The organism is Sphaerotilus microaerophilus (assembly GCF_023734135.1).
GTDB lineage: Bacteria > Pseudomonadota > Gammaproteobacteria > Burkholderiales > Burkholderiaceae_C > Sphaerotilus > Sphaerotilus microaerophilus.
Map to the genome: position 1 here is coordinate 4374884 of NZ_AP025730.1, position 22267 is coordinate 4397150.

At 70.8% G+C, this 22267-nt stretch carries 24 protein-coding genes; 14 read left to right on the forward strand and 10 right to left on the reverse strand.

All coding sequences use genetic code 11. The features are described 5' to 3' along the window. Nucleotides 1–6: 6 nt before the first annotated feature. Entirely contained in the window at nt 7–246 is a 240-nt protein-coding gene (locus tag NGK70_RS18665) for an SIP domain-containing protein (protein WP_251969985.1), read from the reverse strand. Between NGK70_RS18665 and NGK70_RS18670 the strand changes: the two genes are divergently transcribed. Continuing rightward, the gene (locus NGK70_RS18670; protein WP_251969986.1) at nt 220–618 is read left to right on the forward strand and encodes a MarR family winged helix-turn-helix transcriptional regulator; all 399 of its coding nucleotides are present in this window, start codon (nt 220–222) and stop codon (nt 616–618) included. The genes NGK70_RS18665 and NGK70_RS18670 overlap by 27 nt on opposite strands. 126 nt (nt 619–744) lie before the next feature. Continuing rightward, on the forward strand, nt 745–1629 hold the full coding sequence (locus NGK70_RS18675; RefSeq protein ID WP_251969987.1) for a 2-keto-4-pentenoate hydratase: 885 nt from the start codon (nt 745–747) through the stop codon (nt 1627–1629). 241 nt (nt 1630–1870) lie between these two features. On the opposite strand, the gene NGK70_RS18680 is transcribed toward NGK70_RS18675, so the two are convergent. Further along, nucleotides 1871–3877 (reverse strand): DEAD/DEAH box helicase, encoded by a 2007-nt coding sequence (locus NGK70_RS18680; RefSeq protein ID WP_251969988.1) that lies wholly within the window; start codon nt 3875–3877, stop codon nt 1871–1873. Between the two features lie 678 nt (nt 3878–4555). On the opposite strand from NGK70_RS18680, the gene infA reads away from it, so the two are divergent. From infA to NGK70_RS18705, 4 genes are all read left to right on the forward strand, one after another. Beyond that, the gene (gene infA, locus NGK70_RS18690; RefSeq protein ID WP_251969989.1) at nt 4556–4819 is read left to right on the forward strand and encodes a translation initiation factor IF-1; all 264 of its coding nucleotides are present in this window, start codon (nt 4556–4558) and stop codon (nt 4817–4819) included. A gap of 140 nt (nt 4820–4959) precedes the next feature. Continuing rightward, nucleotides 4960–5169: a transcription antiterminator/RNA stability regulator CspE gene (gene cspE / locus NGK70_RS18695; protein ID WP_251973831.1), complete on the forward strand. Its 210-nt coding sequence runs from the start codon at nt 4960–4962 to the stop codon at nt 5167–5169. A gap of 179 nt (nt 5170–5348) precedes the next feature. Then, nucleotides 5349–5768 carry a VOC family protein gene (locus NGK70_RS18700; RefSeq protein WP_251969990.1) on the forward strand — a complete coding sequence of 140 codons (420 nt, stop codon included), beginning with the start codon at nt 5349–5351 and terminating at the stop codon, nt 5766–5768. Nucleotides 5769–5802: 34 nt separating this feature from the next. Beyond that, on the forward strand, nt 5803–6543 hold the full coding sequence (locus NGK70_RS18705; RefSeq protein WP_251969991.1) for a sulfite exporter TauE/SafE family protein: 741 nt from the start codon (nt 5803–5805) through the stop codon (nt 6541–6543). A 44-nt stretch (nt 6544–6587) separates the two neighbouring features. Here NGK70_RS18705 and NGK70_RS18710 read toward each other — a convergent pair whose 3' ends face one another. Next, complete coding sequence (locus NGK70_RS18710; RefSeq protein WP_251969992.1) at nt 6588–7100, reverse strand: c-type cytochrome; 513 nt, start codon at nt 7098–7100, stop codon at nt 6588–6590. A gap of 164 nt (nt 7101–7264) precedes the next feature. On the opposite strand from NGK70_RS18710, the gene NGK70_RS18715 reads away from it, so the two are divergent. From NGK70_RS18715 to NGK70_RS18730, 4 genes are all read left to right on the forward strand, one after another. After that, nucleotides 7265–7891 (forward strand): ANTAR domain-containing response regulator, encoded by a 627-nt coding sequence (locus NGK70_RS18715; protein WP_251969993.1) that lies wholly within the window; start codon nt 7265–7267, stop codon nt 7889–7891. A 335-nt stretch (nt 7892–8226) separates the two neighbouring features. Beyond that, a complete protein-coding gene (locus NGK70_RS18720; RefSeq protein WP_251969994.1) occupies nt 8227–9495 on the forward strand; it encodes a CmpA/NrtA family ABC transporter substrate-binding protein in 1269 nt (422 codons plus the stop codon). Between the two features lie 40 nt (nt 9496–9535). Further along, on the forward strand, nt 9536–10480 hold the full coding sequence (gene ntrB, locus NGK70_RS18725; RefSeq protein WP_251969995.1) for a nitrate ABC transporter permease: 945 nt from the start codon (nt 9536–9538) through the stop codon (nt 10478–10480). A gap of 26 nt (nt 10481–10506) precedes the next feature. Further along, complete coding sequence (locus NGK70_RS18730; protein WP_251969996.1) at nt 10507–11328, forward strand: ABC transporter ATP-binding protein; 822 nt, start codon at nt 10507–10509, stop codon at nt 11326–11328. 117 nt (nt 11329–11445) lie between these two features. On the opposite strand, the gene ccoG is transcribed toward NGK70_RS18730, so the two are convergent. Further along, complete coding sequence (ccoG, locus tag NGK70_RS18735; protein WP_251969997.1) at nt 11446–12891, reverse strand: cytochrome c oxidase accessory protein CcoG; 1446 nt, start codon at nt 12889–12891, stop codon at nt 11446–11448. A gap of 57 nt (nt 12892–12948) precedes the next feature. After that, on the reverse strand, nt 12949–13353 hold the full coding sequence (locus NGK70_RS18740; RefSeq protein WP_251969998.1) for a DUF302 domain-containing protein: 405 nt from the start codon (nt 13351–13353) through the stop codon (nt 12949–12951). A gap of 227 nt (nt 13354–13580) precedes the next feature. Here NGK70_RS18740 and NGK70_RS18745 point away from each other — a divergent pair, with 227 nt between their 5' ends. Next, complete coding sequence (locus NGK70_RS18745) at nt 13581–15023, forward strand: sigma-54 interaction domain-containing protein (protein ID WP_251969999.1); 1443 nt, start codon at nt 13581–13583, stop codon at nt 15021–15023. 49 nt (nt 15024–15072) lie between these two features. Here the strand turns inward: NGK70_RS18745 and pal are convergent, their stop codons facing one another. Both pal and NGK70_RS18755 read right to left on the reverse strand, forming a co-directional pair. After that, entirely contained in the window at nt 15073–15639 is a 567-nt protein-coding gene (pal, locus tag NGK70_RS18750; protein WP_251970000.1) for a peptidoglycan-associated lipoprotein Pal, read from the reverse strand. Nucleotides 15640–15834: 195 nt separating this feature from the next. Continuing rightward, nucleotides 15835–17640: a sensor histidine kinase gene (locus NGK70_RS18755; protein WP_251970001.1), complete on the reverse strand. Its 1806-nt coding sequence runs from the start codon at nt 17638–17640 to the stop codon at nt 15835–15837. A gap of 136 nt (nt 17641–17776) precedes the next feature. Between NGK70_RS18755 and NGK70_RS18760 the strand changes: the two genes are divergently transcribed. From NGK70_RS18760 to NGK70_RS18770, 3 genes are all read left to right on the forward strand, one after another. Continuing rightward, on the forward strand, nt 17777–18475 hold the full coding sequence (locus NGK70_RS18760; RefSeq protein WP_251970002.1) for a response regulator transcription factor: 699 nt from the start codon (nt 17777–17779) through the stop codon (nt 18473–18475). Between the two features lie 228 nt (nt 18476–18703). Next, nucleotides 18704–18961 carry a hypothetical protein gene (locus NGK70_RS18765; RefSeq protein ID WP_251970003.1) on the forward strand — a complete coding sequence of 86 codons (258 nt, stop codon included), beginning with the start codon at nt 18704–18706 and terminating at the stop codon, nt 18959–18961. A 109-nt stretch (nt 18962–19070) separates the two neighbouring features. Next, the gene (locus NGK70_RS18770; RefSeq protein ID WP_251970004.1) at nt 19071–20102 is read left to right on the forward strand and encodes a zinc-binding dehydrogenase; all 1032 of its coding nucleotides are present in this window, start codon (nt 19071–19073) and stop codon (nt 20100–20102) included. A gap of 24 nt (nt 20103–20126) precedes the next feature. Here the strand turns inward: NGK70_RS18770 and NGK70_RS18775 are convergent, their stop codons facing one another. From NGK70_RS18775 to NGK70_RS18785, 3 genes are all read right to left on the reverse strand, one after another. Further along, entirely contained in the window at nt 20127–20510 is a 384-nt protein-coding gene (locus NGK70_RS18775) for a hypothetical protein (RefSeq protein ID WP_251970005.1), read from the reverse strand. A gap of 132 nt (nt 20511–20642) precedes the next feature. Continuing rightward, complete coding sequence (locus tag NGK70_RS18780; RefSeq protein WP_251970006.1) at nt 20643–20873, reverse strand: SlyX family protein; 231 nt, start codon at nt 20871–20873, stop codon at nt 20643–20645. 117 nt (nt 20874–20990) lie between these two features. Continuing rightward, nucleotides 20991–22241, reverse strand: a complete 1251-nt coding sequence (locus NGK70_RS18785) for a hypothetical protein (RefSeq protein ID WP_251970007.1) — start codon at nt 22239–22241, stop codon at nt 20991–20993. Between the last annotated feature and the right edge of the window lie 26 nt (nt 22242–22267).

Consider the following 22267-nt stretch of genomic DNA (forward strand, 5'->3'; position numbering starts at 1 on the left):
TGCGGATCAGTGCGTCTCGTGGAAGTCCGCCGCGCCGCACTTCCAGTAGGAGGCGACCTTGCTGGCCTCCAGCGGGTGGCCCTTCTCCTCCAGCAGCACCTCGCGCAGGCGCCGGGCCTGGCCAGCCTCAGCGGCCACCCAGGCAAAGCCCTCCCCCGCCGGCAGCACGAAGCTGCGCAGGGCGTTGACCAGCGCCGCCTCGGAGCTGGGCCAGTCGGCATGCAGGTCGGCCGCGCTGCGCAGCACGCGCCGGTCGGCCGGGTCGTCGACAGCGAGGTCAACCCAATGGAGATCCGCGCCCTGCGCTACTTTGCCCGCCACCCGCTGGCCACGCAGCGCGACCTGGTGGCGCACTCCGGCCGGGACAAGGGGCAAGTCGCGCGCATCCTGGCCGACCTGCGCGAGCGCAGCCTGCTCGACGCCCAGGCCGACGAGCAGGACCGCCGCATCACCCGCCTGCAGGTCAGCGCCGCCGGCCTGGCGCTGTTGGAAGCGGCAGGCTCGCACACCGCCCCGCTGGTCGCCGCCGGCACCGCCGGCCTGAGCGAGGCCGACCGCCGGCCGTTGGTGGAGCTTCTGCGGCGGGTGCAGGCGAATCTCGATGGGCTACCGGACTGAGGGCGTGCGCGCCACCGCGCAGCCCCCGGCGCGCACGCGGGTGCCGCGCGGTCAGGTGCGCGACATCTTCAGTCCCAGAATGTCGTTTTTTCATTTGCGGGTTATCCCGCACACCTTGGAGAACACATGGCAACGATGAACAAGGTGGTGTGGGCCGCGGGTCTGGCGGGGGCGCTGGTGCTGGCCGGCTGCGCCACGCCAGGGTCGGACAAGGGCAACTGGATCTGCAAGGCCGACGCAGCGGCGCTGGCGCAGCTGGAGCAGATCCTGGCCAAGAAGGCGCTGCCGACGCCCGACGGGCTGGACGACAAGGGTGCCGCCTGCGCGCGTGCCCGCCTGAACGACGCGCTGGAGGCCCGGTACGGCCCGCCGGCGGGCTACAAGGCGGGGCTGACGAACCCGGCGGTGCAGAAGCGCTTCAACGCCACCGCGCCGGTCTGGGGTGCGCTGTACGCGCCGATGCTGCTCGACAGCGGCGCCACGGTGGACGCCGCCTTCGGCACCCGGCCGCTGTTCGAAGCCGACCTGCTGGTGCGCGTGGCCGACGTGGGCATCAACCAGGCCCGCAGCGCCGAGGACGTGCTGGCGCACATCGACGCGGTGATCCCCTTCATCGAACTGCCGGACCTGATGGTGGACAACCCCGCCAAGCTCAACGGCGCTGTGCTCAGCGCGGTGAACGTCGGCGCCCGCCTGGGCGTGATGGGCACGCCGGTGCCGGTGCAGCGCACGGCCGAGTTCAGCAATGGCCTGCGCGACGGGCTGATCGTCATCTCCGCCAATGGCGCGGAGCTGGACCGTGGCCGCGGCTCCGACGTGCTGGGCCATCCCCTCAACGCCGTGGTCTACCTGACGCAGGCGCTGGCCGCGGAAGGCCGCACGCTGAAAAAGGGCGACCTGCTCAGCCTGGGTTCGTTTTCCAAGCTGATGCCCCCCAAGCCCGGCCAGACCGTCGACGTGGTCTACCAGGGCCTGCCCGGCACGCCGAAGGTGCAGGTCAGGTTCCGCTGAGCTGAGTGGCGGCGGTCACGGCGCGGGCGGGCGGGCGACGCCGGTGCCGTGGCGCTGCCGCCCCGTGGCGGACATGAACGACACGAAGCCGGACGCCCGATGGCTGAAGCTCACCGCTGGCCATGAAAGGCGTGCCCCGGCTTGCCGGCACGCCTGCTCCCAATTCGCGGCTGAAATGGCTTCACTTCCTTCGAAAGTCGAAGCTGAACAGACACTGCATCTGGCAAGGCCGCCCAGCCCCTCACCCCAGCGCCCTGGCACGCCAGAACCCCGCATCGATCAACTGCTCGGCGCCCGAGCGCTCGTTGACCAGCCAGAACTGCCCGCCGTCCGGGCTGATGCGTGAGACCTCGCCGGTATGGCGGCCGGCGCGGACGCGGCGGCCGAGGGCGTTGGCGGGGAAGTCGGGCTGGCGGGCCAGCTCCAGCAGGGGCATGGCCTCGCGGTCATCCCCGGCCAGGCGCTGGCGCTGGACGATGGCGGCCAGCACCGGGTTGGCCAGGTCGGCGGGCGAGAGGTAGAGCAGCACCTTGGCCTGGGCGCGGCTGAGCGCGACGTTGAACAGCCGCCGCGCCTCCTCGGTCTGCAGGAAGGGCTGGGCGCCATCGGCGGGGTCAATGAAGACCACCGGCGCCTCGCTGCCCTGGGCGCGGTGCACGGTGCTGACCTTCACCGCCTCGTCCACGCCGTGCGCACGCAGGCACTGGCGGATCAGCGCGCGCTGGGCGCGGAAGGGGGTCAGCACGATCAGCTCCTGCGGCTGCCACTCGCCCGAGGCCAGCGCGGCGGCGACCGCAGCGGCGATCGCCTCGGCCGATTCGCGGCGCACGGGGCCGCGCTCGGTAGCGGACCAGGCACCATCGCTGCGCACGGCGTGGACGTGCACGTGGGTGTGGGCGTCCGCCTCGCCCAGCGCGCGTTCGCGGCGGGTGCGCCAGTCCACCGAGCCCTGCACATCGGCCGCCACGCGCAGCTCGCCGTCGTAGAAGAGGTCGCCGACCAGCGCGCAGATGGGCGCGGCCATGCGGGACTGTTCGTCCAGCCGCACCACCGACTGACCTACCGCCGCGCCCTGGCGTGGCATGGCGGAGAAGGCCGAGCGGCCGAGCCAGCGGCGCGCGCCGCGGTCGGTGCTACGGAGCACCGGCGAGAGCTGGCTGGGATCGCCGGCGAAGAGCCACTGGCGCCCCAGCGGCATCAGTGCCAGCGCATGGGCGAGGCTGACCTGGCTGGCCTCGTCGAAGACGAGCAGGTCGAAGGGTTCCAGCTCACGCAGCGTGGCGAGGGTGAAGGCCGCGCGGGTGGTGGTCATGGCCGCCAGGCGGCATTGGCGCAGCACCTGCAGCGAGGCGCTGCGCAGCTCGTCGCGCAGCCCGGCGACGCGGTCGGCCCAGGCCTTGAGTGCGCCGGCATCGCGCGCGGAGGGGCGTGCCGCCTCAGCGCGTGCGAGCCGGCCGATCAGATCCTGGTCGTCGGTGGGGATCAGGTGCTCGCGCCCGGCGTAGGCGCTGGCGTTGAAGCGCGTGCCCAGGCGCCGCACGCCGCTGCGCCAGCGCTCGCGCCGGCCCTTCTGCAGCGCCTTGTCGACCGCCAGCGTGGCGAGGTCCACCGCCTGGTTGGTGGTGGAGAGCAGCAGCATGCGCGCCTGTGGCCGCGCATCCAGGTACTCGGCCAGCAGCACGCCCAGCGTGGTGGTCTTGCCCGTGCCAGGCGGGCCCCAGAGGAAGCCACTGCGCTGGCGGGCCAAAGTGAGCGCCTGCTGCTGCGCCGGGCGCAACCAGCGAAAGGGCGCGCCGGTCAGGACCGGTCCGTTCACGGCGGGCTCCGAACAGGAAAGCGCCTCCATGCCAGCCAGCGCCTGCTCGGCCCAGGGCGTGTCCCACCAGGCATCGGCTACGGCGGTCAGGAAGCGCGTCGGGTAGAGGCGGATCAGGTGATCGGGCCCCGGCGGTGCGCTGCTCGCGCGGTGCAGGATGAGCAGGTCGTCCTCCACCACCACGGCCAGCACGCTGGCACCGCCCTTGACCGGTGCACCCCACCAGGCGCTGGCGCCGTCCAGGCTGTCGTCCAGCAGCGCCTGGGCCGAGGCCGCACCGGGTCGCTGGCCCTCGGCATAGACGTAGCCGGGCTCCAGGGTGACGCGCCAGAGCGGGCCGTCACGATCGCTGCGCAGCACCTTGAAGTCGTAGTACTCGGGCGTGGCGGACAGCTCGGCCTCCAGCGCGGCGCGGATCTCGGGCCGGCTCACGGGAGGAAGAAGCCAGGCTGTGGACAAGCCGGCAGGACGGATTCAGGCATGGCGCGGCAGGAGGCAAAGACGCGGGGTGACCAGGGACTCGGATTCTGATCGACCCGCGCCAGAGCCCCTCGTCGCGCGCAATGTCCTGCACGAGAAGCCAGAAGGTGGTATGATCCCTGCTTCTTTCCGGTTGCCAAGCCGCGGCGTCTCACAACGCAGCAGCAACCGCGCTGAGATCAAGAGTCGATCTCCTGCCTTCACCAGATGTTCTGATTGCCACGGCGATCTCCACGTTCTGGTTGCCCCTGGACCGCAGCGAGTACCCCTGCCCTCCAGCCGCCAGACAGAGTTCACCCGCCGTTGGCGCGCAAGACGCGCCCCGCCAATCAGACCAGGCCAGCCCGCGAACGTGGCTGGTCCGAAGGACCCTCTTATCCATACCCCTCTCCAGGTCGGGAAGTACCTCATCTCCCCCCTGACCCGCCTCGACGGCGGGGACCGCTATGCGGCGTCTGTCTCGATCCGTTCCGGACGCGGCAGCGGCACACACGACCGCGTCATGCGGCTGCGGCCCATTTTCGATTCCCGTGACGAAGCTGCGCGCTACGCCACGGCCCAGGGCCTGGCCTGGGTGGGCGCTGCGGCGTCCCCCGTGGCCGCCCGATCCATCCATCAGGAGTGACCACGTTGGCCAAGGAAGAACTCATCGAGATGCAGGGTGTCGTCAACGAGATCCTGCCGGACTCGCGTTTCAGGGTGACCCTGCAGAACGGCCACCAGCTCATCGCCTACACCGGCGGCAAGATGCGCAAGCACCGCATCCGCATCCTGGCGGGCGACAACGTGTCGCTGGAGCTGTCGCCCTATGACCTCAGCAAGGGCCGCATCACCTTCCGCCACCTGGAGCGACGCGGCCCACCGCCGACCTCCCGGCCGCCGCAGCGCCGCTGATGTCGCCAGTGACATCGGCGCTGATGCAGACCGTCCTCTCCACCACCCCTCACCCATTCAGCCTCCGGATCCGGGAGCTGCTCATCCGCACCCGCGACAGCTGGGGCATCTTTTCAACGACTCCATCAAGGAAATACGACATGACCACCGAAACCGGCACCGTGAAATGGTTCAACGAAGGCAAGGGCTTTGGCTTCATCGCCCCTGACAACGGCGGCAAGGACCTCTTTGCCCACTTCAAGGAAATCCAGGGCAACGGCTTCAAGACGCTGCAGGAAAACCAGCGCGTCGAATTCGAAGTGACCCAGGGCCAGAAGGGCCCGCAGGCATCGCGCATCCGCGTGCTCTGATCCCCGGCGGCCGCTCCCCGGCCGCACCGTGGCTGCCAGCCAGCCACCAGGACCCGCTGCCTCGCCGGCGGGTGCCAACCCCAATTCATTGCCTCCCGACTGGAGCATCCGACGCCCGCACAGGGCTTCGTCCAGGCTCGGGCACGGCACTGCGGCCGGCACAGTTACAGTGCCGGCGCATGAAATACCTCCACACGATGGTGCGCGTCACCGACCTCGACGCCTCGCTGCGCTTCTACTGCGAGGCGCTGGGCCTGCGCGAGCTGCGCCGCCACGAGTCGCCGCAGGGCCGCTTCACGCTGGTCTTCCTGGCCGCGCCCGGCGATGACGACGCCCAGGTCGAATTGACCTACAACTGGGACCCTGAGACCTACACGGGCGGGCGCAACTTCGGCCACCTGGCCTACGAGGTCGACGACATCTATGCCGCCTGCGCCCAGCTGCAGGCCCACGGCGTGACGATCCTGCGCCCGCCGCGCGACGGCCGCATGGCCTTCGTGCGCTCGCCCGACCAGATCTCCGTCGAACTGCTGCAGAAGGGCCAGCCGCTGCCACCGCAGCAGCCCTGGCAGGACCTGCCCAACGTCGGGTCATGGTGAATCCGGCCGCCACGGCGAGCCACCGGGACCGCCGATGCTCGCGCTGATCCTCCTGGCCGGCCTCTGGGCCGGGCTGCAGAACGCCCTGGCCGGCGGGGGCTCCTTCGTCACGCTGCCCGCGTTGATGCTGGCCGGCATGTCACCACTGGCGGCCAACATCACCTCCACGGTGGCGCTCTTCCCGGCGCAGATCAGCTCCGGGCTGGCCGGGCGGCGGCTGGTCAGCGGTGCGGGCCAGCTGTCCTTCAAGGCGCTGCTCGTCATCAGCCTGGTCGGTGGCGCCCTGGGCGGGTTGCTGTTGCTGAAGACCCCCTCGTCGGTGTTTGCCCGGCTCGTGCCCTGGCTGGTGCTGTTTGCCACTGCGGTGTTCGCCTGGGGCAGCTTCGCGCGGCGACCGGCCTCGTCACCGGAGCATCACCTCGGGGCGCTGCCGGCGGGGGTGGCGCAGTTCTTCATCGCGATCTACGGCGGCTACTTCGGCGGTGGTGTCGGCTTCCTGATGCTGGCGGCGCTGACGATGGCCGGCCTGCCCACCCGCAACGCCGGGGCGACCAAGAACGCCCTGGCCGGCGTGATGAACGCCTCCGCAGTGGCCCTGTTCATCGCCTCGCCCGAGGTGCACTGGCCGCAGGCGCTGGCGCTCAGTGCCGGTGCCATCGCCGGCGGCCTGCTGGGCGCCTGGGCACTGCACCGGGTCAACGAGCGGCTGCTGCGCCTGGGCATCGTCGGCATCGGCGTCGCGCTGACGATCGGGCTGTTCCTCAGGCCGATCTGACCTGGGTCGGCCGCGCCCTGGCGAACGGGCAGGCCGCCCCCTGGCTATCGGGCCGGCCGCCCCGGCCCCTGGGTGCCCTCGGCGCGTGCCGAGAGGTAGGCGTAGAGGTCGGTGATGTGCGCCTGCACCTGCGGCTCGCCCTGCCAGGCGGGCATCACCAGGGCGCCACGGCGGCGCTGCAGCACGTCGTCGACCATCGCATCGCCACCACGGTTGTTGCCATTGCCCAGCGACTCGACCTGGTTCCAGTCGTAGCGCGTCAGCACCAGGCCCACGAAGCGGTGCGCACCGAGATCGCGCACCCGCTGGCGCAGGTCGGGCGCCTTCGTGCTGCCGCTGGCGTCGGCGCCGTGGCAGGCCGCACAGCGGTCCTGGTAGACCCGCCAGCCGGTGTAGACCGAGCCGGGCAGTTCCGACTGCTTCGCCAGCTCCTGCGCGGCGCGGGTGTTCTGCACCTCCACCGCACAGCCGGCCAGCCCCAGGCCAGCCAGGAGCAGCGCCGCCGCGCCAACGCCCGGCCACCTCGTGGCCCGTGAGGGGTGCATCTGCTTGCTCATCATCGAATCCTCCGTGCACCGGCGCACACGTCCGGCCTGCCCTGGGCAGCCTACCGCGGAACCCGGCCCTGCGGCGTGCAGGGGCGCTGCGGGCCACCGCGGTCTTGCGGCAGATCAGGCCCATGCCGGGACCGCCCCGGCACGCGAGTTGCGTGGCTCGGGCCATGCCCCGTGCTGCCCCTGGCCTCGCCATGCCCCTCGCCACCGACCCCCGCCCGCTGCGCATCCTGCTGATCGATGACGGGGCGCGCCGCGTCGGCCTGATCCGCGACGAACTGGTGCGCCAGGGCCACGAGGTGGTCGGCGTGGTCGACCTCGCCCGGGTCATCCACGACAGCGTGCTGCAGCTGCGCCCGGACGTGGTGATCGTCGACAGCGAATCGCCCACGCGCGACACGCTGGAGCACCTGGCGGCGCTGAGCAGCCAGAGCCCGCGGCCGGTGGTGGTGTTCACCGAGGACGATCGCGACGACCCGATGCGCCAGGCCATGGCCGCGGGCGTCAGCGCCTACGTGGTGGCCGGGCTGCAACCGCAGCGGCTGGCCTCCGTGCTGCGCGTGGCCATCGCCCGCTTCGAGCAGGACCGCGCGCTGCGCGAGGAGCTGGCCCGCGCACGCAGCGAGCTGAGCGACCGCAAGGTGATCGACCGCGCCAAGGGCCTGCTGATGAAGCGCCAGGGCATTGGCGAGGAGGCGGCCTACGCGCTGCTGCGCAAGTCGGCGATGGACCGCGGGCTCAAGATCGCCGAGGTGGCGCAGCGGCTGCTCGACCTCGCACCGCTGCTGGGCTGAGGGGCCGAGAGCGAGCGCCGCCGCACCGGGCGCGTCGGGCGCACCAGACTGCACCACGGTGCACAGCGGATCACCACTTCTGGTGCAGTGCAGCACGAACACCCGCCCGCGGCGCCCAGCACGGTGCATGCAGCGCGAATCCAGGCTGGCACGGCACCTGCTTATACCCAGGCAGAGAGATCAACGGCGGTCTTTCGCTGAAGTGGCAGCGCTCCAAGGCGGAGTGCAGCCCACCGGACGACGGCGTCCCCACTCCCCGGCCCCTGGCCGGGTGCAGTGCGGACGCCGTTTTCTTTTTGTTCTCGCTTCGCTTCAACCGCTTCGAGGGTGCACAGATGAATCCGCTTCACAACAAGGATGTCGACATGGGTCGCCGCACGATCGTCAAGGCCGCAGCCGCCTCGGCCACGGCAGCCGCCACCTCAGGCCTCGTGCCCGGGCTGCAGTCCGTGGTGCATGCGCAGGGCTCGGACCGGCCGGAGAAGACCGAGGTGCGCATCGGCTTCATCCCGCTGACCGACTGCGCGTCGGTGGTGATGGCCTCGGTGCTCGGCTTTGACAAGAAGTACGGCATCAAGATCATCCCGACCAAGGAGGCGTCATGGGCCGGCGTGCGCGACAAGCTCGTCAGCGGCGAGCTGGACGCCGCGCACGTGCTCTACGGCCTGGTCTACGGCGTGCACCTGGGCATCGGCGGGCCGAAGAAGGACATGGCCGTGCTGATGACGCTGAACCAGAACGGCCAGGCCATCACGCTGAGCAAGAAGCTGGCCGAAAAGGGCGCAGTGGATGGCGCCAGCCTGGCCAAGCTGATGGCCGCCGAGAAGCGCGAATACACCTTTGCGCAGACCTTCCCGACCGGCACCCACGCGATGTGGCTGTACTACTGGCTGGGCGCGCACGGCATCAACCCGATGACCGACGCCAAGGTGATCACCGTGCCGCCGCCGCAGATGGTGGCCAACATGCGCGTGGGCAACATGGACGGCTACTGCGTGGGCGAGCCCTGGAACCACCGCGCCATCATCGACGGCATCGGCATCACCGCCTCGACCACCCAGGACATCTGGAAGGACCACCCCGAGAAGGTGCTGGGCACCACCAACGACTTCGTCACCAAGTACCCGAACACGGCGCGGGCGGTGGTCATGGCGATACTGGAGGCCGGCCGCTGGATCGACGCGGGCCTGCAGAACAAGATGAAGATGGCCGAGACCATCGCCGAGAAGTCCTACGTCAACACCTCGGTGGACGCGATCAACCAGCGCATCCTGGGCCGCTACCAGAACGGCCTGGGCCGGACCTGGGACGACCCGAACCACATGAAGTTCTTCAACGACGGGGCGGCCACCTACCCCTACCTGTCGGACGGCATGTGGTTCCTCACCCAGCACCGCCGCTGGGGCCTGCTCAAGACCGATCCGGACTACCTCGGCCTGGCCAAGGCCATCAACAAGACGGCGCTCTACAAGGAAGCCGCGGCGCAGCTCAAGATCAGCGTGCCCAAGAGCGACCTGCGCAGTTCCAAGATGATCGACGGCGTGGTCTGGGACGGCAGCAGCCCGGCCAAGTACGCCGCCAGCTTCAAGGTCAAGGCGGCCTGATCCGCCCGTCCCGATGCGCACACCCGAGCAGGAGCCCTCCATGAACGCGAGCACCTTCCCCCTGAACCCCGGCGACCTGCCGGCAGCACCCGCGCCGCGCAGCAACGTGGCGGCGCCTCACCCCTCGGTCGCCAGGACGGCCGGGCCGGCACCGTTGGCCGAGACCGCCCCGGACGTCAAGCAGAAGGAACAGGCCGCGGCGATGGCCCGGGCGCAGCGCCGCCGCACGCTGGCGCGCTGGCTGGCGCCGCTGCTCGGCTTCCTGGGCCTGCTGCTGGTGTGGCAGCTGGTGTCGCACACCGGCGACAAGCAGCTGCCCGGGCCGGTGGTGGTCTGGGCCTCGGCGGTGGATCTGTTCGCCGACCCCTTCTACGTCAAGGGGCCCAACGACCAGGGCATCGGCTGGAACATCCTGTCGTCGCTGCAGCGCGTCGGCCTGGGCTTCGGCCTGGCGGCGCTGGTGGGCATCCCGCTGGGCTTCATGATCGGACGGTTCAACTTCCTGAACCAGATGCTGGACCCGATCATCAGCCTGCTGCGCCCGGTCTCGCCGCTGGCCTGGCTGCCCATCGGCCTGATGGTGTTCAAGGCCGCCAACCCGGCGGCGATCTGGACCATCTTCATCTGCTCGATCTGGCCGATGGTGATCAACACCGCGGTGGGCGTGCGCCAGGTGCCGCAGGACTACCTCAACGTGGCCCGGGTGCTGAACCTGTCGGAGTGGACGGTGATGCGCAAGATCCTCTTCCCCGCCGTGCTGCCCTACATGCTGACCGGCGTGCGCCTGGCGGTGGGTACGGCCTGGCTGGTGATCGTCGCCGCGGAGATGCTCACCGGCGGTCAGGGCATCGGCTTCTGGCTCTGGGACGAGTGGAACAACTTGAATGTGGCCCACATCCTGATCGCCATCTTCGTGATCGGCGCGGTGGGCCTGGCGCTGGAATGGCTGCTGATCAGCATCGCCCGCCGCTTCGACTATTCGTGACCCACCCCCGACCTGGAGACTGCACCATGAGCAATCCCTCGCGATTCCTGCGCATCGAAGACGTCGGGATGAGCTTCCCGACCAGGAAGGGCGACTTCGTCGCGCTGCGCAACGTCCGCCTGGATGTGGCGCGCGGCGAGTTCATCGCCCTGATCGGCCACTCCGGCTGCGGCAAGTCCACGCTGCTGAACCTGGTGGCGGGGCTGACCACGCCCACCTCCGGCGTGCTGCTGCTGGAGGACCGCGAGCTGCGCGGCCCCGGCCCGGACCGCGCGGTGGTGTTTCAGAACCACTCGCTGCTGCCCTGGATGACCTGCCTGGAGAACGTCCTGTTGGCGGTCGAGCGCGTCTTCGGCGCCACCGAGAAGAAGGCGCAGCTCAAGGAGCGGGCGCTGGCGGCGCTCAACCTGGTGGGCCTGAGCCACGCCAGGGACAAGCGGCCCGGCGAGATCTCCGGCGGCATGAAGCAGCGCGTGGGCATCGCCCGGGCGCTGGCGATGGCGCCGAAAATGCTGCTGATGGACGAGCCCTTCGGCGCGCTCGATGCGCTCACGCGCGCCAAGCTGCAGGACGAGCTGATGCGAATCGTCGCGGCCACCGGCTCCACCGTGATGATGGTGACGCACGACGTGGACGAGGCGGTGCTGCTGTCCGACCGCATCGTGATGCTGACCAACGGGCCGGCGGCCACCATCGGCGAGGTGCACAGGGTGCCGCTGCCACCGGTGCGCGAGGCCTTCCGCCAGCGCCTGGAGATGGCGCACAACGCCGACTACCTGGCTTCGCGCGAGGCGGTGCTGGAATTCCTGTACCACAAGCAGGCGCACGTGGAGAAGGAGGCGGCATGAATCGCCACAGGCGAGGCTCCCTGATCGGGTCCTGACGAAAAAACGGCCTGCCACGCCGAGCGTGCAGGCCGTTGATCCATCCCGGTGGCACGGCGAGCCGGCCACCGGGGCGGCCGCTCAGCGCGGCAGCATGAAGGTGGATTTCTCGCGCAGCACGCGCGCCTCGTCGGAGGCAGTGGCCAGGCGCTCGACGTTGAAGTGGATCTCGTGCGCCCCGGTCTTGGTGGCCGCCGCCGTCTCCGGCGGCACGCGCAGCTCCACGGTCACCCACTTCGCCTCGGCCGGGCCGACCGTCACATCCACCGGCTTGGCCAGCTGCAGCCCCGGCAGCCCGTCCACCGCCAAGCGGTAGGTCTGCGCCGTCTCGGTGGCGTTCATCACCTGCACGCGGTAGACGTTCTCGACGAAGCCGTCTTCCACCACCCGCGCCAGCGAGGCGCGGTCGCGCACGATGTCGGCCTTGAAGGGCGAGCGCATCGCGATGCTGATGCCCACCCCGACGCAGATCACCACCATCACGGCCGAGTAGATGATCACGCGCGGGCGGAAGATGCGCTTGATCTCCTCGAAGCGGGAGAGGTGCTGCTCCAGGCCGTTCTCGGTGTCGTAGCGCACCAGGCCACGGGCATAGCCCATCTTGTCCATCACGGTGTCGCAGGCGTCGATGCAGGCGGCGCAGCCGATGCACTCGTACTGCAGGCCCTTGCGGATGTCGATGCCGGTGGGGCAGACCTGCACGCACAGGCCGCAGTCCACACAGTCACCCAGGCCCTTCGCCTTGTGGTCGATCTTCTTGGTGCGCGCGCCGCGCGGCTCACCACGCTCGGCGTCGTAGGTGATGATGAGCGTGTCGCGGTCGAACATCGCGCTCTGGAAGCGCGCGTAGGGGCACATGTACTTGCAGACCTGCTCGCGCATGAAGCCGGCATTGCCCCAGGTGGCAAAGCCGTAGAACAGCACCCAGAACCACTCCCAGGGGCCGAAGCCCAGCGTCATCGCCGAGGCCCACAGCTCGCGGATCGGGGTGAAGTAGCCCACGAAGGTGAAGCCCGTCCACAGCGCCACGACGATCCAGGCCAGGTGCTTGCCGCCGGTGCGCCAGACCTTCTCCGCACTCCAGGGCGCGGCATCGAGCTTCATGCGCTTGACGCGGTCGCCCTCGAACTTGCGCTCGATCCACATGAAGATCTCGGTGTAGACCGTCTGCGGGCAGGCGTAGCCGCACCACAGCCGCCCGGACACCGCGGTGAACAGGAACAGTCCGTAGGCCGACACCAGCAGCAGCGCCGTCAGGTAGATCAGGTCCTGCGGGTAGAACACCAGCCCGAAGATGTAGAAACGCCGGCTGATCAGCTCGAACAGCAGCGCCTGGCGGTCGTTCCACATCAGCCAGGGCAGTCCGTAGAAGATCATCTGGGTGAGCCAGACGAAGAACCAGCGCCAGTTGTTGAAACGCCCGGTAATGGCCTTGGCGTAGATCTTCTTCTGCGCCTGGTACAGCGACACCATCTTGACGACGGGGGCGGCGTCCGGTGGCGGGGAGGGATCGGCGGGACGGGTCATGAAGGATCCTGAACGTCGGAAAAGGGGCGGCGGGGTCGGCTGGGGCGGCCTGGATTGTCAGGCCTCGGCCGCCAGGCGGTCGGCCACACGGCGCAGCGCGGCGCGGGCCAGTTCGCAGGCGGCACGCACGTCGGCAGAACCGGAGGCGGCGGCAATCACGCGCGGATCCTGCAGGCTGATGCGTGTGTGCCCCGGGGCGGCTTCGGCCACGCTGCAACCGCAGGGCAGCAACGCGCCGATGTCGGGCTCGGCCGCCAGCAGCGCGTGAGCCACCTTGGGGCTGCACACGCCCAGCAGCTTCTGGGGGTGGCTGTCCAGCCCGAGCTTGGCCTTCAGCGTGGCCTGCACGTCGACCTCGCTGACGATGCCCATCTGCTCGGCCGCCAGGGCGGTGCGCAGGGATTCGATCGCCGCAGGCAGCGGCTGGTCCAGTTCGATGATGAAGGCGTAGGGCGTGTTCATGGCAGGGGCGCGGCAGTCGTGATCTTCGCTGCCAGGGCTGGCAGTATAGCCTGATGGATATCAAGACGCGTGCCAATCCCGCCACAGCGGCGTCAGCGCCCCACGGGGCCGCCCGTTCCCCCGGGAAACCACACCCCCACGCCCTGCGCCGTGTCGCCAAAGCACCACGGCGCAGGGCCCACTGACGGCCATAATCGGCAGCAGCTGCCATCCATGACAGTCCGCCCATGCTGCCATCCGACACCACCGAGCAACGCCTCGCCAGCCCTGCCGACGAAGCGCCTGCTGCCACGCCGACGTCGCTGCCTGAGCTGGTGTCCTACCTGGAGGACCTGCCCGAGCCGCACATCCTGTTCGACCGCCGCTACCGCATCGCCGCGGCCAATGCGGCCTACCGGCAGCAGTTCGCGCCCGGCGCCTCGGTGGTGGGGCGGACCTGCTACGAGGTGTCGCACCACTTCACCGTGCCCTGCGACGAGGCGGGCGAGAGCTGTCCGCTGGCGCGCTCGCTGCGCAGCGGCCAGCGCGAGCGCGTGCTGCACCTGCACCACACGCCCCAGGGCGAGACCTACGTGAACATCGAGCTGGTGCCGCTGCGCGATGGCAGCGGCGAGGCGGCCTGGTTCATCGAGAAGATGGAGCCGCTGCGCGTGGCGCAGGGCGTGCCGACGGCCGACGGGCTGATCGGCCGCTCGGCCCCGTTCCAGGCCATGCTGGAGCTGGTGGCGCGGGTCGGCCCGTCCGAGGCCAGCGTGCTGCTACTGGGCGAATCCGGCACCGGCAAGGAGCTGGTGGCCCGCGCCGTGCACGAGGCCAGCCCACGCGCGGCCCGGGCGCTGGTGGTGGTGGACTGCGCGAGCCTGCCCGAGTCGCTGTTCGAGAGCGAGCTGTTCGGCCACGAGAAGGGCTCGTTCACCGGCGCCTACGCGGCCAGGAGCGGGCTGGTGGAAGCCGCCAGCGGCGGCACCCTGTTCCTGGACGAGGTGGGCGACATCCCGCTGACGATGCAGGTCAAGCTGCTACGGCTGCTGGAAAGCGGCACCTACCGCCGCGTGGGCAGCACCGAGCTGCGGCGGGTGGACCTGCGGGTGGTCTCGGCCACCCACCGCGACCTGCACACGATGGTGGCCGACGGGCGTTTCCGCGAAGACCTCTTCCACCGCCTGGGCACCTTCCCGATCCCGCTGCCGGCGCTGCGCGAGCGGCGCGACGACATCCCGCTGCTGGCCACGGCACTGCTGGCACGGGTGGCGCCACGCCGCGCACCGACGCTGTCCGCCGCTGCGCTGGAACGCCTGGCGGCGCACGACTTCCCCGGCAACGTGCGGGAGCTGCGCAACGTGCTCGAACGCGCCGCGCTGCTGACCGACGGGCCGGTCATCGAGCGCGCGCAGGTCGAGCAGGCCCTGGTGCTGGGCTCGCGTCGCCCGCCCGGCGTGAACCTGCCAGGCACATGGCGGCTGCCGGCCGCGGCGGCAACGGTGGAGCCCCCCGCCGATCCGCTGCGCCAGGCCAGCCATGCGGCGCTTCGCCACGCCCTGGCCGAGCACCAGGGCAGCCGGGACGCTCTGGCGCGGCGCCTGGGCATCAGCCCACGCACGCTCTATCGCAAGCTGCGCGAACTCGAAGCATCAGCACCCGACGGGCCAGAAGAGGGCCGGCCAAGCTGAACGAACCAGCGGCGCGCGCTCGGCCCGGTCCGCCCACCGGTTCAGTCACTCACTTCGCCGGGTACTGGATGTCGACACGGCGGTTCTTCGACCAAGCGGCCTCGTCGTGGCCCGCAGCGGCGGGGCGCTCCTCGCCCCAGCTCAGCGCTTCCATCTGGCCGTCCTTGACGCCCAGCACCTTCAGCGCCTTGCGCACCGATTCAGCGCGGCGCTGGCCCAGCGCGAGGTTGTATTCCGGGCTGCCGCGCTCGTCGGCATTGCCCTCCAGGCGCACCGCCAGGGCCGGGTTGGCCAGCAGGTACTTGCCGTGGCGCTCGACCACCGACACGAACTCGGGCTTGATGACCTGATCATCGAAGTCGAAGTAGATGCTGCGCTGCAGCGAGATCTCGCTCTTCGCATCCAGGTGGGCGGGCAGCGCCGTCGACGCCACGGGCTTCGCGGCCGGCGCGGGCGACGGGGTGGCAGGTGTCGTCGGCGTCGCGGCCTGAGAGGCCGGCGCCGTCGCAGGCGCTGCGGGTGCGGCCGGGGCGGCGGGCGCCACGGGCGCGCTGCTGCAGGCGGCCAACAGGGCGGCCAGGGTGGCGGTCAGGACAAAGGTCTTGGAAAGGGTCACGCTCGGATCTCCAGCGAACTCGGACATCGGCCCGCCGATGCGGTGGGCCGCAGTCGCCTCGGGCAGGAACCATCCTGCCCGGGCGGGCTGCCGCCAATCTAGGCAGACCCGGCACAGCGCACCAGTGCGGCTGGTCACGACGTGGTCACGACCTGCGCAGTGCCCTGACCGCACGTCCGTACGGTCGCAGCAGATTCAGCCCTCCAGCTCGATGCGCACCCGCGTGCCCCGCCCCGGCGCGCTGTCCACCCGCAGGTCGGCGCCGATCAGCGCGGCCTGCTCCTGCATGCCGCGCAGGCCATAGTGCCCCGGCCGCGGCGCGGCGGGGTCGAAGCCGCAGCCGTCGTCGGCCACTTCGATGCAGGCCCGCAGCGCCGACACACCGGACGGGCCGGCCGCCGTGCCCAGACGGATCTCGACTTGCTGCGCCTGCGCGTGGCGCTCGACGTTGCGCAGCGCCTCCTCGACGATGCGAAACACCGCCTCGAAGCGCTCGTCCACCCAGGTGGTGGCGCCGGGATCCACCGTCAGCTTCAAGCGCAGGCCGCTGCGCTGGCCGACGCGCCGCGCCAGGTCACGCACCGCGGTGCCCAGGCCGGACTCGCGCACGCTGTTGTCGCGCATCTGCGCGATCGCGGCCCGCGCATCGGCCAGGCCGCCGGTGGCCACGGCCTCGGCACTGGCCAGCTCGGCGTCCAGCTCGGCGCCGTCCAGCCGCGTGCGCAGCTTGCGCACCAGGCGGATCTGCGTGAGCAGCGCCATCAGCGAGTGCGCCAGCGTGTCATGCAGGTCGCGGGCGATGCGCAGGCGCTCGCGCGAGACGGCGGCCAGCCGCGCCTCGTCCGCCAGCCGCTCGATGCGCACGGTGCGCTCGGCCACGCGCCGGTCCAGCTCGGCATTGAGGGTCTGCAGCGCGCGCTTCTCGGCCTGCAGCCGGTCGACCACCTGCGCCAGCGTGGCGCCGATGCGGGCCACCTCGTCGGCGCCACGGGGTATCGCCAGGGTGTCCTGCTGGCCCTGGCGCACCCGCTCGGCGTCGCGCGCGAGTGCCTCCAGCCGGCGCGTCAGAGCCCGCGTGGCGGCCACCGAAGCCAGCGCGGAGAGCAGCCCGGCCAGGAAGACGATCAGGAACACCGCCTGGCGCGTGGTACGCACCGGCGCCAGCGCCTGGTCGGCCGGCTGGCGCACCACGGCGGTCCAGCCCAGCCCCAGGCTGTCGGCCAGGCGCAGCTGGGTGCGCCGCCCGACCAGGTAGGCGCCGCCTTCGGTGAGGTCGGCCGGCGCCGCCACGCTGCGCCCCAGCCAATGCGGGGGCCCGGACAGCACCGTGCCATCGCGCGCCGCCAGCATGAGTTCGAGCTGGCGCGATTCGCCCAGCAGCTGCTGCATGTGCGCCAGCACCCCCTCCACCCAGGCCCAGGGCACCACGGCGGCCAGCACGGCCCCATCGCCCTCCGCCCCCGGGCCCAGGGGCGCGGCGAAGATCACCTCGCGCCGAGCCGAGCGCGCATCCTCGTACGCGCCCAGGCGCTCCACGCCCGGCGCGGCCGCCTGGTCACGCACCACCGCCGCGTGACGGGCGGCGGCGTACCAGGGCGCGGTGGAGAGGTCCAGGCCACGCTGCCAGCCCCCGGCGGCAGCCGTCACGTGCCCCTGCGCATCGGTGACAGCCAGGGCGTCAAACTCGGCAAAGCGCGCCTGCACCGCTTGCAGCGACAGGCCCTGCTCGACGCGGTCGCGCTCGGCCACCGCGCGGATCTGCACCGCCGCCACCTGCAGCGCCAGGCTGCGCATCTCGAGGTTCATTGACAGCGCGTCGCGCACCTGCGTGGCGTACTCGGCCAGCTGCCCTTCGGCCGCCACCCGGGCGCGGCGCTCGGCCTGCGACGCGGCCAGGCTGGCCGCCGCCAGGGCCGCCAGCGTGACCACCGACACGACCGCCCAGCCGATCGCCGAGGTGACGTGCAGGCGCGGATCGAGGCGCTCTTTCCAGTTCGACATGATGCGAGCCTGCCACAGTCAGGCCGCCGGGTCAGACGGTGCCCATGCCGGTGACCGTGCCCGCGGTGTGCCGGCCGGCACTGCCGCTGCCGCGCGACCTCGGCTAGGCTGTCGTCCACACTGCCGAGCCAAGCGCATGAACGAACCCTCCCCCGCCGACGACCGCCCGCCCCCGCTGCGGCTGCTGATCGTCGACGACCAGCCGCTGATCCGCCGCGGCCTGGCCATGATGCTGGCCACCGAGACCGGCATCACGGTGGTCGGTCAGGCCGCCGACGGCCAGGAAGCCATCGACCAGGCGCTGACCAGCGCACCCGATGTCATCGTGATGGACCTGCAGATGCCGCGCGTGAGCGGGGTGGTCGCCACGCGCGAGATCACGGCCCGCCTGCCGCGCACGCGAGTCGTGGTGCTGACCACCTACGACGACGACGAGCTGGTGTTCGAGGCCATCCGCGCCGGCGCCCACGCCTACCTGCTCAAGGACGCCAGCGAGCAGGAGGTGCTCGACACCATCCGCGCCGTGCACCGGGGCGAGTCCCACCTCTCCCCGGCGATCGCCCGCAAGGTGATGGAGCAGCTGCGCGCCCTGCCGGAGCCGGTGCGCACCGCCGCCCCGGCGCCTCAGGCCGCACCGGAGCCGGCCGAGCCGCTGACCGACAAGGAGGCACGCATCCTCGACCTGATCGCCCAGGGCCGCAGCAACAAGCAGATCGCCGCCACGGTGTTCCTGGCCGAGGGCACGGTGAAGAACTACGTCAGCCGCATCATGGAGAAGCTGCACGCCGAGAGCCGCATCGAGCTGGCCATGCGCGCGGCCCAGCGCCGGGGCTGAAGCGGCGGCTGCGTCAGCGTCTGCGGTGAACAAGCCACAGGCCTTCCATTGAGGTCCTGCCCTCACACGGACAAGGGGGACTGGACACTGGGGTTGAAATAATCAGGGTAAACCCCAGTATGCTTGTATCCCTGGGGCCGTCGCCAATCCGGCGGTGGCTGCCTGGACCACCCAGCACGGCCCGACCCAGGCCGGCACCGATGTGAGGTACCCGAGATGACCTGTCGCATGACCCCCGCCCTGTCCTTCCCGCTGCCGTTGGCGCCCGCCGCCGGAATGACGCCGCTGTGGCTGGACTGGACCGCCCAGGCATCGGATGCCGGCGCGCGCTTTGCCCGCCTGCCTTTCGACGCCGCGCGGGCCCAGTACGCCAGCGCGGTGCGTGCCGGCTGGGTGGAGCGCTCCATGCTCGCCTCCCGGGAGGTCGAGCGCACCCTGGCCACGCTGGAACAGCTGACCCTGGGGCCCTGGGCTCGGCAGGTGTGACGTGCCCGTCCGGTACCGGCCCAGGCCCAGGCCGTGCCGGATCGGGAACAATCCGCTCCTGCGCACCCGGCAGGAACGGACGACGGGGCGCCCCACCACGAGGAGCCCCATGCAAGCAGCCTATCTGACCGGCCACGGCGGCAACGAAGTCGTCGCGATCGGCGAGCGGCCGAAGCCGCAGCGCCGCCCCGGCGAAGTCCTGGTGCGCCTGCGCGCCGCCACGCTCAACCGCGTCGACCTCTACATGCGCGACAGCGGCGCGGGCATCACCCACAGCCTGCCGCAGATCATGGGCATCGACGGCGCGGGCGTGGTCGAGGAGGCGGATGCCGACGACCCGCTGCTCAAGCCCGGCATGCGCGTGGTGCTCTACCCCGGCGTGACCTGCGGGCGCTGCGAGTTCTGCCTGCGCGGCGAGGGCGTGTTATGCACCTCGATGAAGCTGCTGGGCGAGCACCGCGACGGCACGCTGGCCGACTACGTGGTCGTGCCGGCCGCGAACGCCCTGCCCTTTCCCGATGCGCTGGACTTCGCCCAGGCCGCGGCGCTGGGCGTCAACCACCTCACCGCCTGGCGCATGCTGGTCACCAAGGCGCGGCTGCAGCCCTGGGAGACGGTGCTGATCTTCGGCATCGGCGGCGGGGTGTCGCTGGCCGGGCTGCAGATCGCCAAGATGATCGGAGCGCGCGCGATCGTCACCTCGCGCGACGAGTCCAAGCTGGAGCGCGCCTTGCAGATGGGCGCCGATGAGGTGGTCAACAGTGCCAAGGACGACGTGGCCAAGCGCGTGCTGGCGCTCACCGGCGGGCGCGGCGTGGACGTGGTGCTGGAGAACATCGGCACCGCCGCCTGGCCTGCGGCCCTGAAGTCGGTGGTGCGCGGCGGGCGCATCGTGACCTGCGGCGCCACCTCGGGCGACCAGCCGGGCGCGGACCTGCGGCGTGTCTTCATCCGCCAGCTGCAGATCTTCGGCTCCACGCTGGGCGACCTGCGGGAGTTCCGCGACCTGCTGGGCGTGTGCGAGCGCGGCCTGCTCGTGCCGCAGATCGAATCGCGCTGGCCGCTGGCACAGCTGCATGCCGCACTGGACCGGCTCGACGCTGGCGAGCAGTTCGGCAAGATCGCGATCGAGATCGGCTGAACCACCGTCTCTCGACGGTGTCGCCTACGGCGTGGCGCCCGTGTAGGTCCGATCCCACAAGGTGGTACCGGCCGCCGCGGCGGTGAAACGCACGCTCTGCGCCGCGGTGGGTGTGCAGGTGACACGCTGACGCGTGGTGCTGTCACGCAAGACCGTCATACCGTCACAGCCGCCCGCGCCGAAGTCGACCGACGCCGTCAGGTGCGTGCCGGTGACCGTGAAGGTGCTGAGTTGACCACGGCTGACACGGTCCACCGTCACATCGGTCACCGTGGGCGTGCCGAAGTTGGAGTCACCAGGATCCGAGCCCCCGCAGGCGGTCAGCAAGGCCACCAGCAGGCCCAGCCAGACTAGGCGGCCGAACCGGCAGATCCGGACCGGATGAGGAATAGGCAACGTCGGGCTCATGGCGGGCGGAAGTGAAGGGTGGGGAACGATGTGTGAAGAAATCACGCACCGTAGATTGGATCACCACGGCCACCGGATGGGAACACCGGCATTGCGCCACGCAGCCCGGACTACCGCGGGCGGCCGCCCACCTCAGTAGTGCGGCGGCAACTCGTCGCGCAGGCTGCGCGGCACGGCGGGGGCGCCGTCACCCACCTGGCGGCGCAGCTCGGTCACCTCCTGCGCCAACCGGTCGATCTCGCGCTGCTGGCGCACGATCACCTGGTTGAGCTGCTCCAGCAGATCGTCGGCAAAGCTGGTCTTGATTTCCAGCTCGGTCAGGCGGCGGTCGGTGTCCGGGTCGATGTCAGGTGTGTCGTGCATGGCCGTATTGGACGCGAGAACGGCCGGCGCCGCTGCACACATGCCCCCCGCCTCGGCGTCGGGCCCCGCTGCCCGCAGGCGCCATGCATCGCCCAGTCCTGCGTCAGCGCAGGCCGGTCAGCGCAGGAAGACCTGCGTGTAGCAGTTGATGGCCGTGTCGCTGTACGGGTAGGTCAGCGTGGACAGCTCGTTGCTCACGCTGCGGTTCTCCCAACTGACGCCGCAGCCCAGCTCGACGTTGCGCAGGACTTCGTAGTTCAGCCCCAGCGAGGCCGTGGTGGTGGTGTCCCGGGCGGTCTGGGTGACGCTGCTGCCTGGCACCTTGAGCGCCGTGTCGAGCGTGCGCCGGGCGTAGGCCAGCATCGCATCGAGGCGGATCTTGGAGCTGGCCTGCCATTGGCTGCGCAGGGTGATCGCATCGCGCATGCGTGCGTCGCTGGCGTCGTTGTAGTCCAGGCCGGCCTCGCCATAGGCGCCAACGGTGCTGTCGCGGGTGATGCGCAGCCCGATGTTGGACTTGCCGCTGGCCTGCCAGGTCCAGCCCATGCCACCGGTCCAGCTGCTGCGGCTGCGCTGCAGTGCCAGGGAGTGGGATTCCTGCGTGCGCGCCAGGTGCGCATCCAGCGTGCTGGCACCGCTGGCACGCAGCGTCGTGCCCACCTCGATGTCGTCGCGGGTGACGTCGTTCGCGCCGCTGGCCGAGTACTGCGGGTAGCTCGCGTCGGTGCGGCGCAGCGTCAGGCGGGTGGACAGGTCGGGCGTGGGGGCGAAGCGCAGTCCGCCGCTGAGGCTGGTCTGGTCGAGGTTGGAGCTGTGATACGAGGCGGAAGAGAAACGATTGCGGTTGGCGGCCAGGCCCGCCTCGAAACTCCACTGGGTGACCACGCCGATGCGGGCCTGGAGCGACGCCCCCTCGCTGCGCAGCAGGTTGCGCGCCGTCTCGACCCGCGAGGTGTCGCGGTACAGGCTCTGGCTGGCGGTCACCAGGGCCGTGCCGGAGATGCGTTCGATGGTTTCCCAGTCGAGCCGTCCCAGCAGGTTGTAGGCGGTGTGGTTGTACTCATCCGCGCGGCTGTAGCGCTTGCTGTCGGCCGACAGGTCGACCACCAGGCGCGAGCGGCCCAGCGACTGGTCGACGCCGGCACGCAGGCCACCTGCGGTGACGGTGTCGCTGGTCTCCTGCCCGTCACGGGCACGCCGCACGTTGCTGTCCGAGGTCACCCCCAGGCTGGCCCCCAGGTAGTAGGGGTTGCCCTCGGCATGGGCGGTACGGGCCAGCAGGGCCAGGCACAGCAGGCTCAGGGACGCGGCGGCCAGCGGGCCACCACACGACGCAGGCTGGTTCGGGCTTGGAGAGGAAAACGCCATGTCAGGCCTTTCGGTCGAAGGGGTGG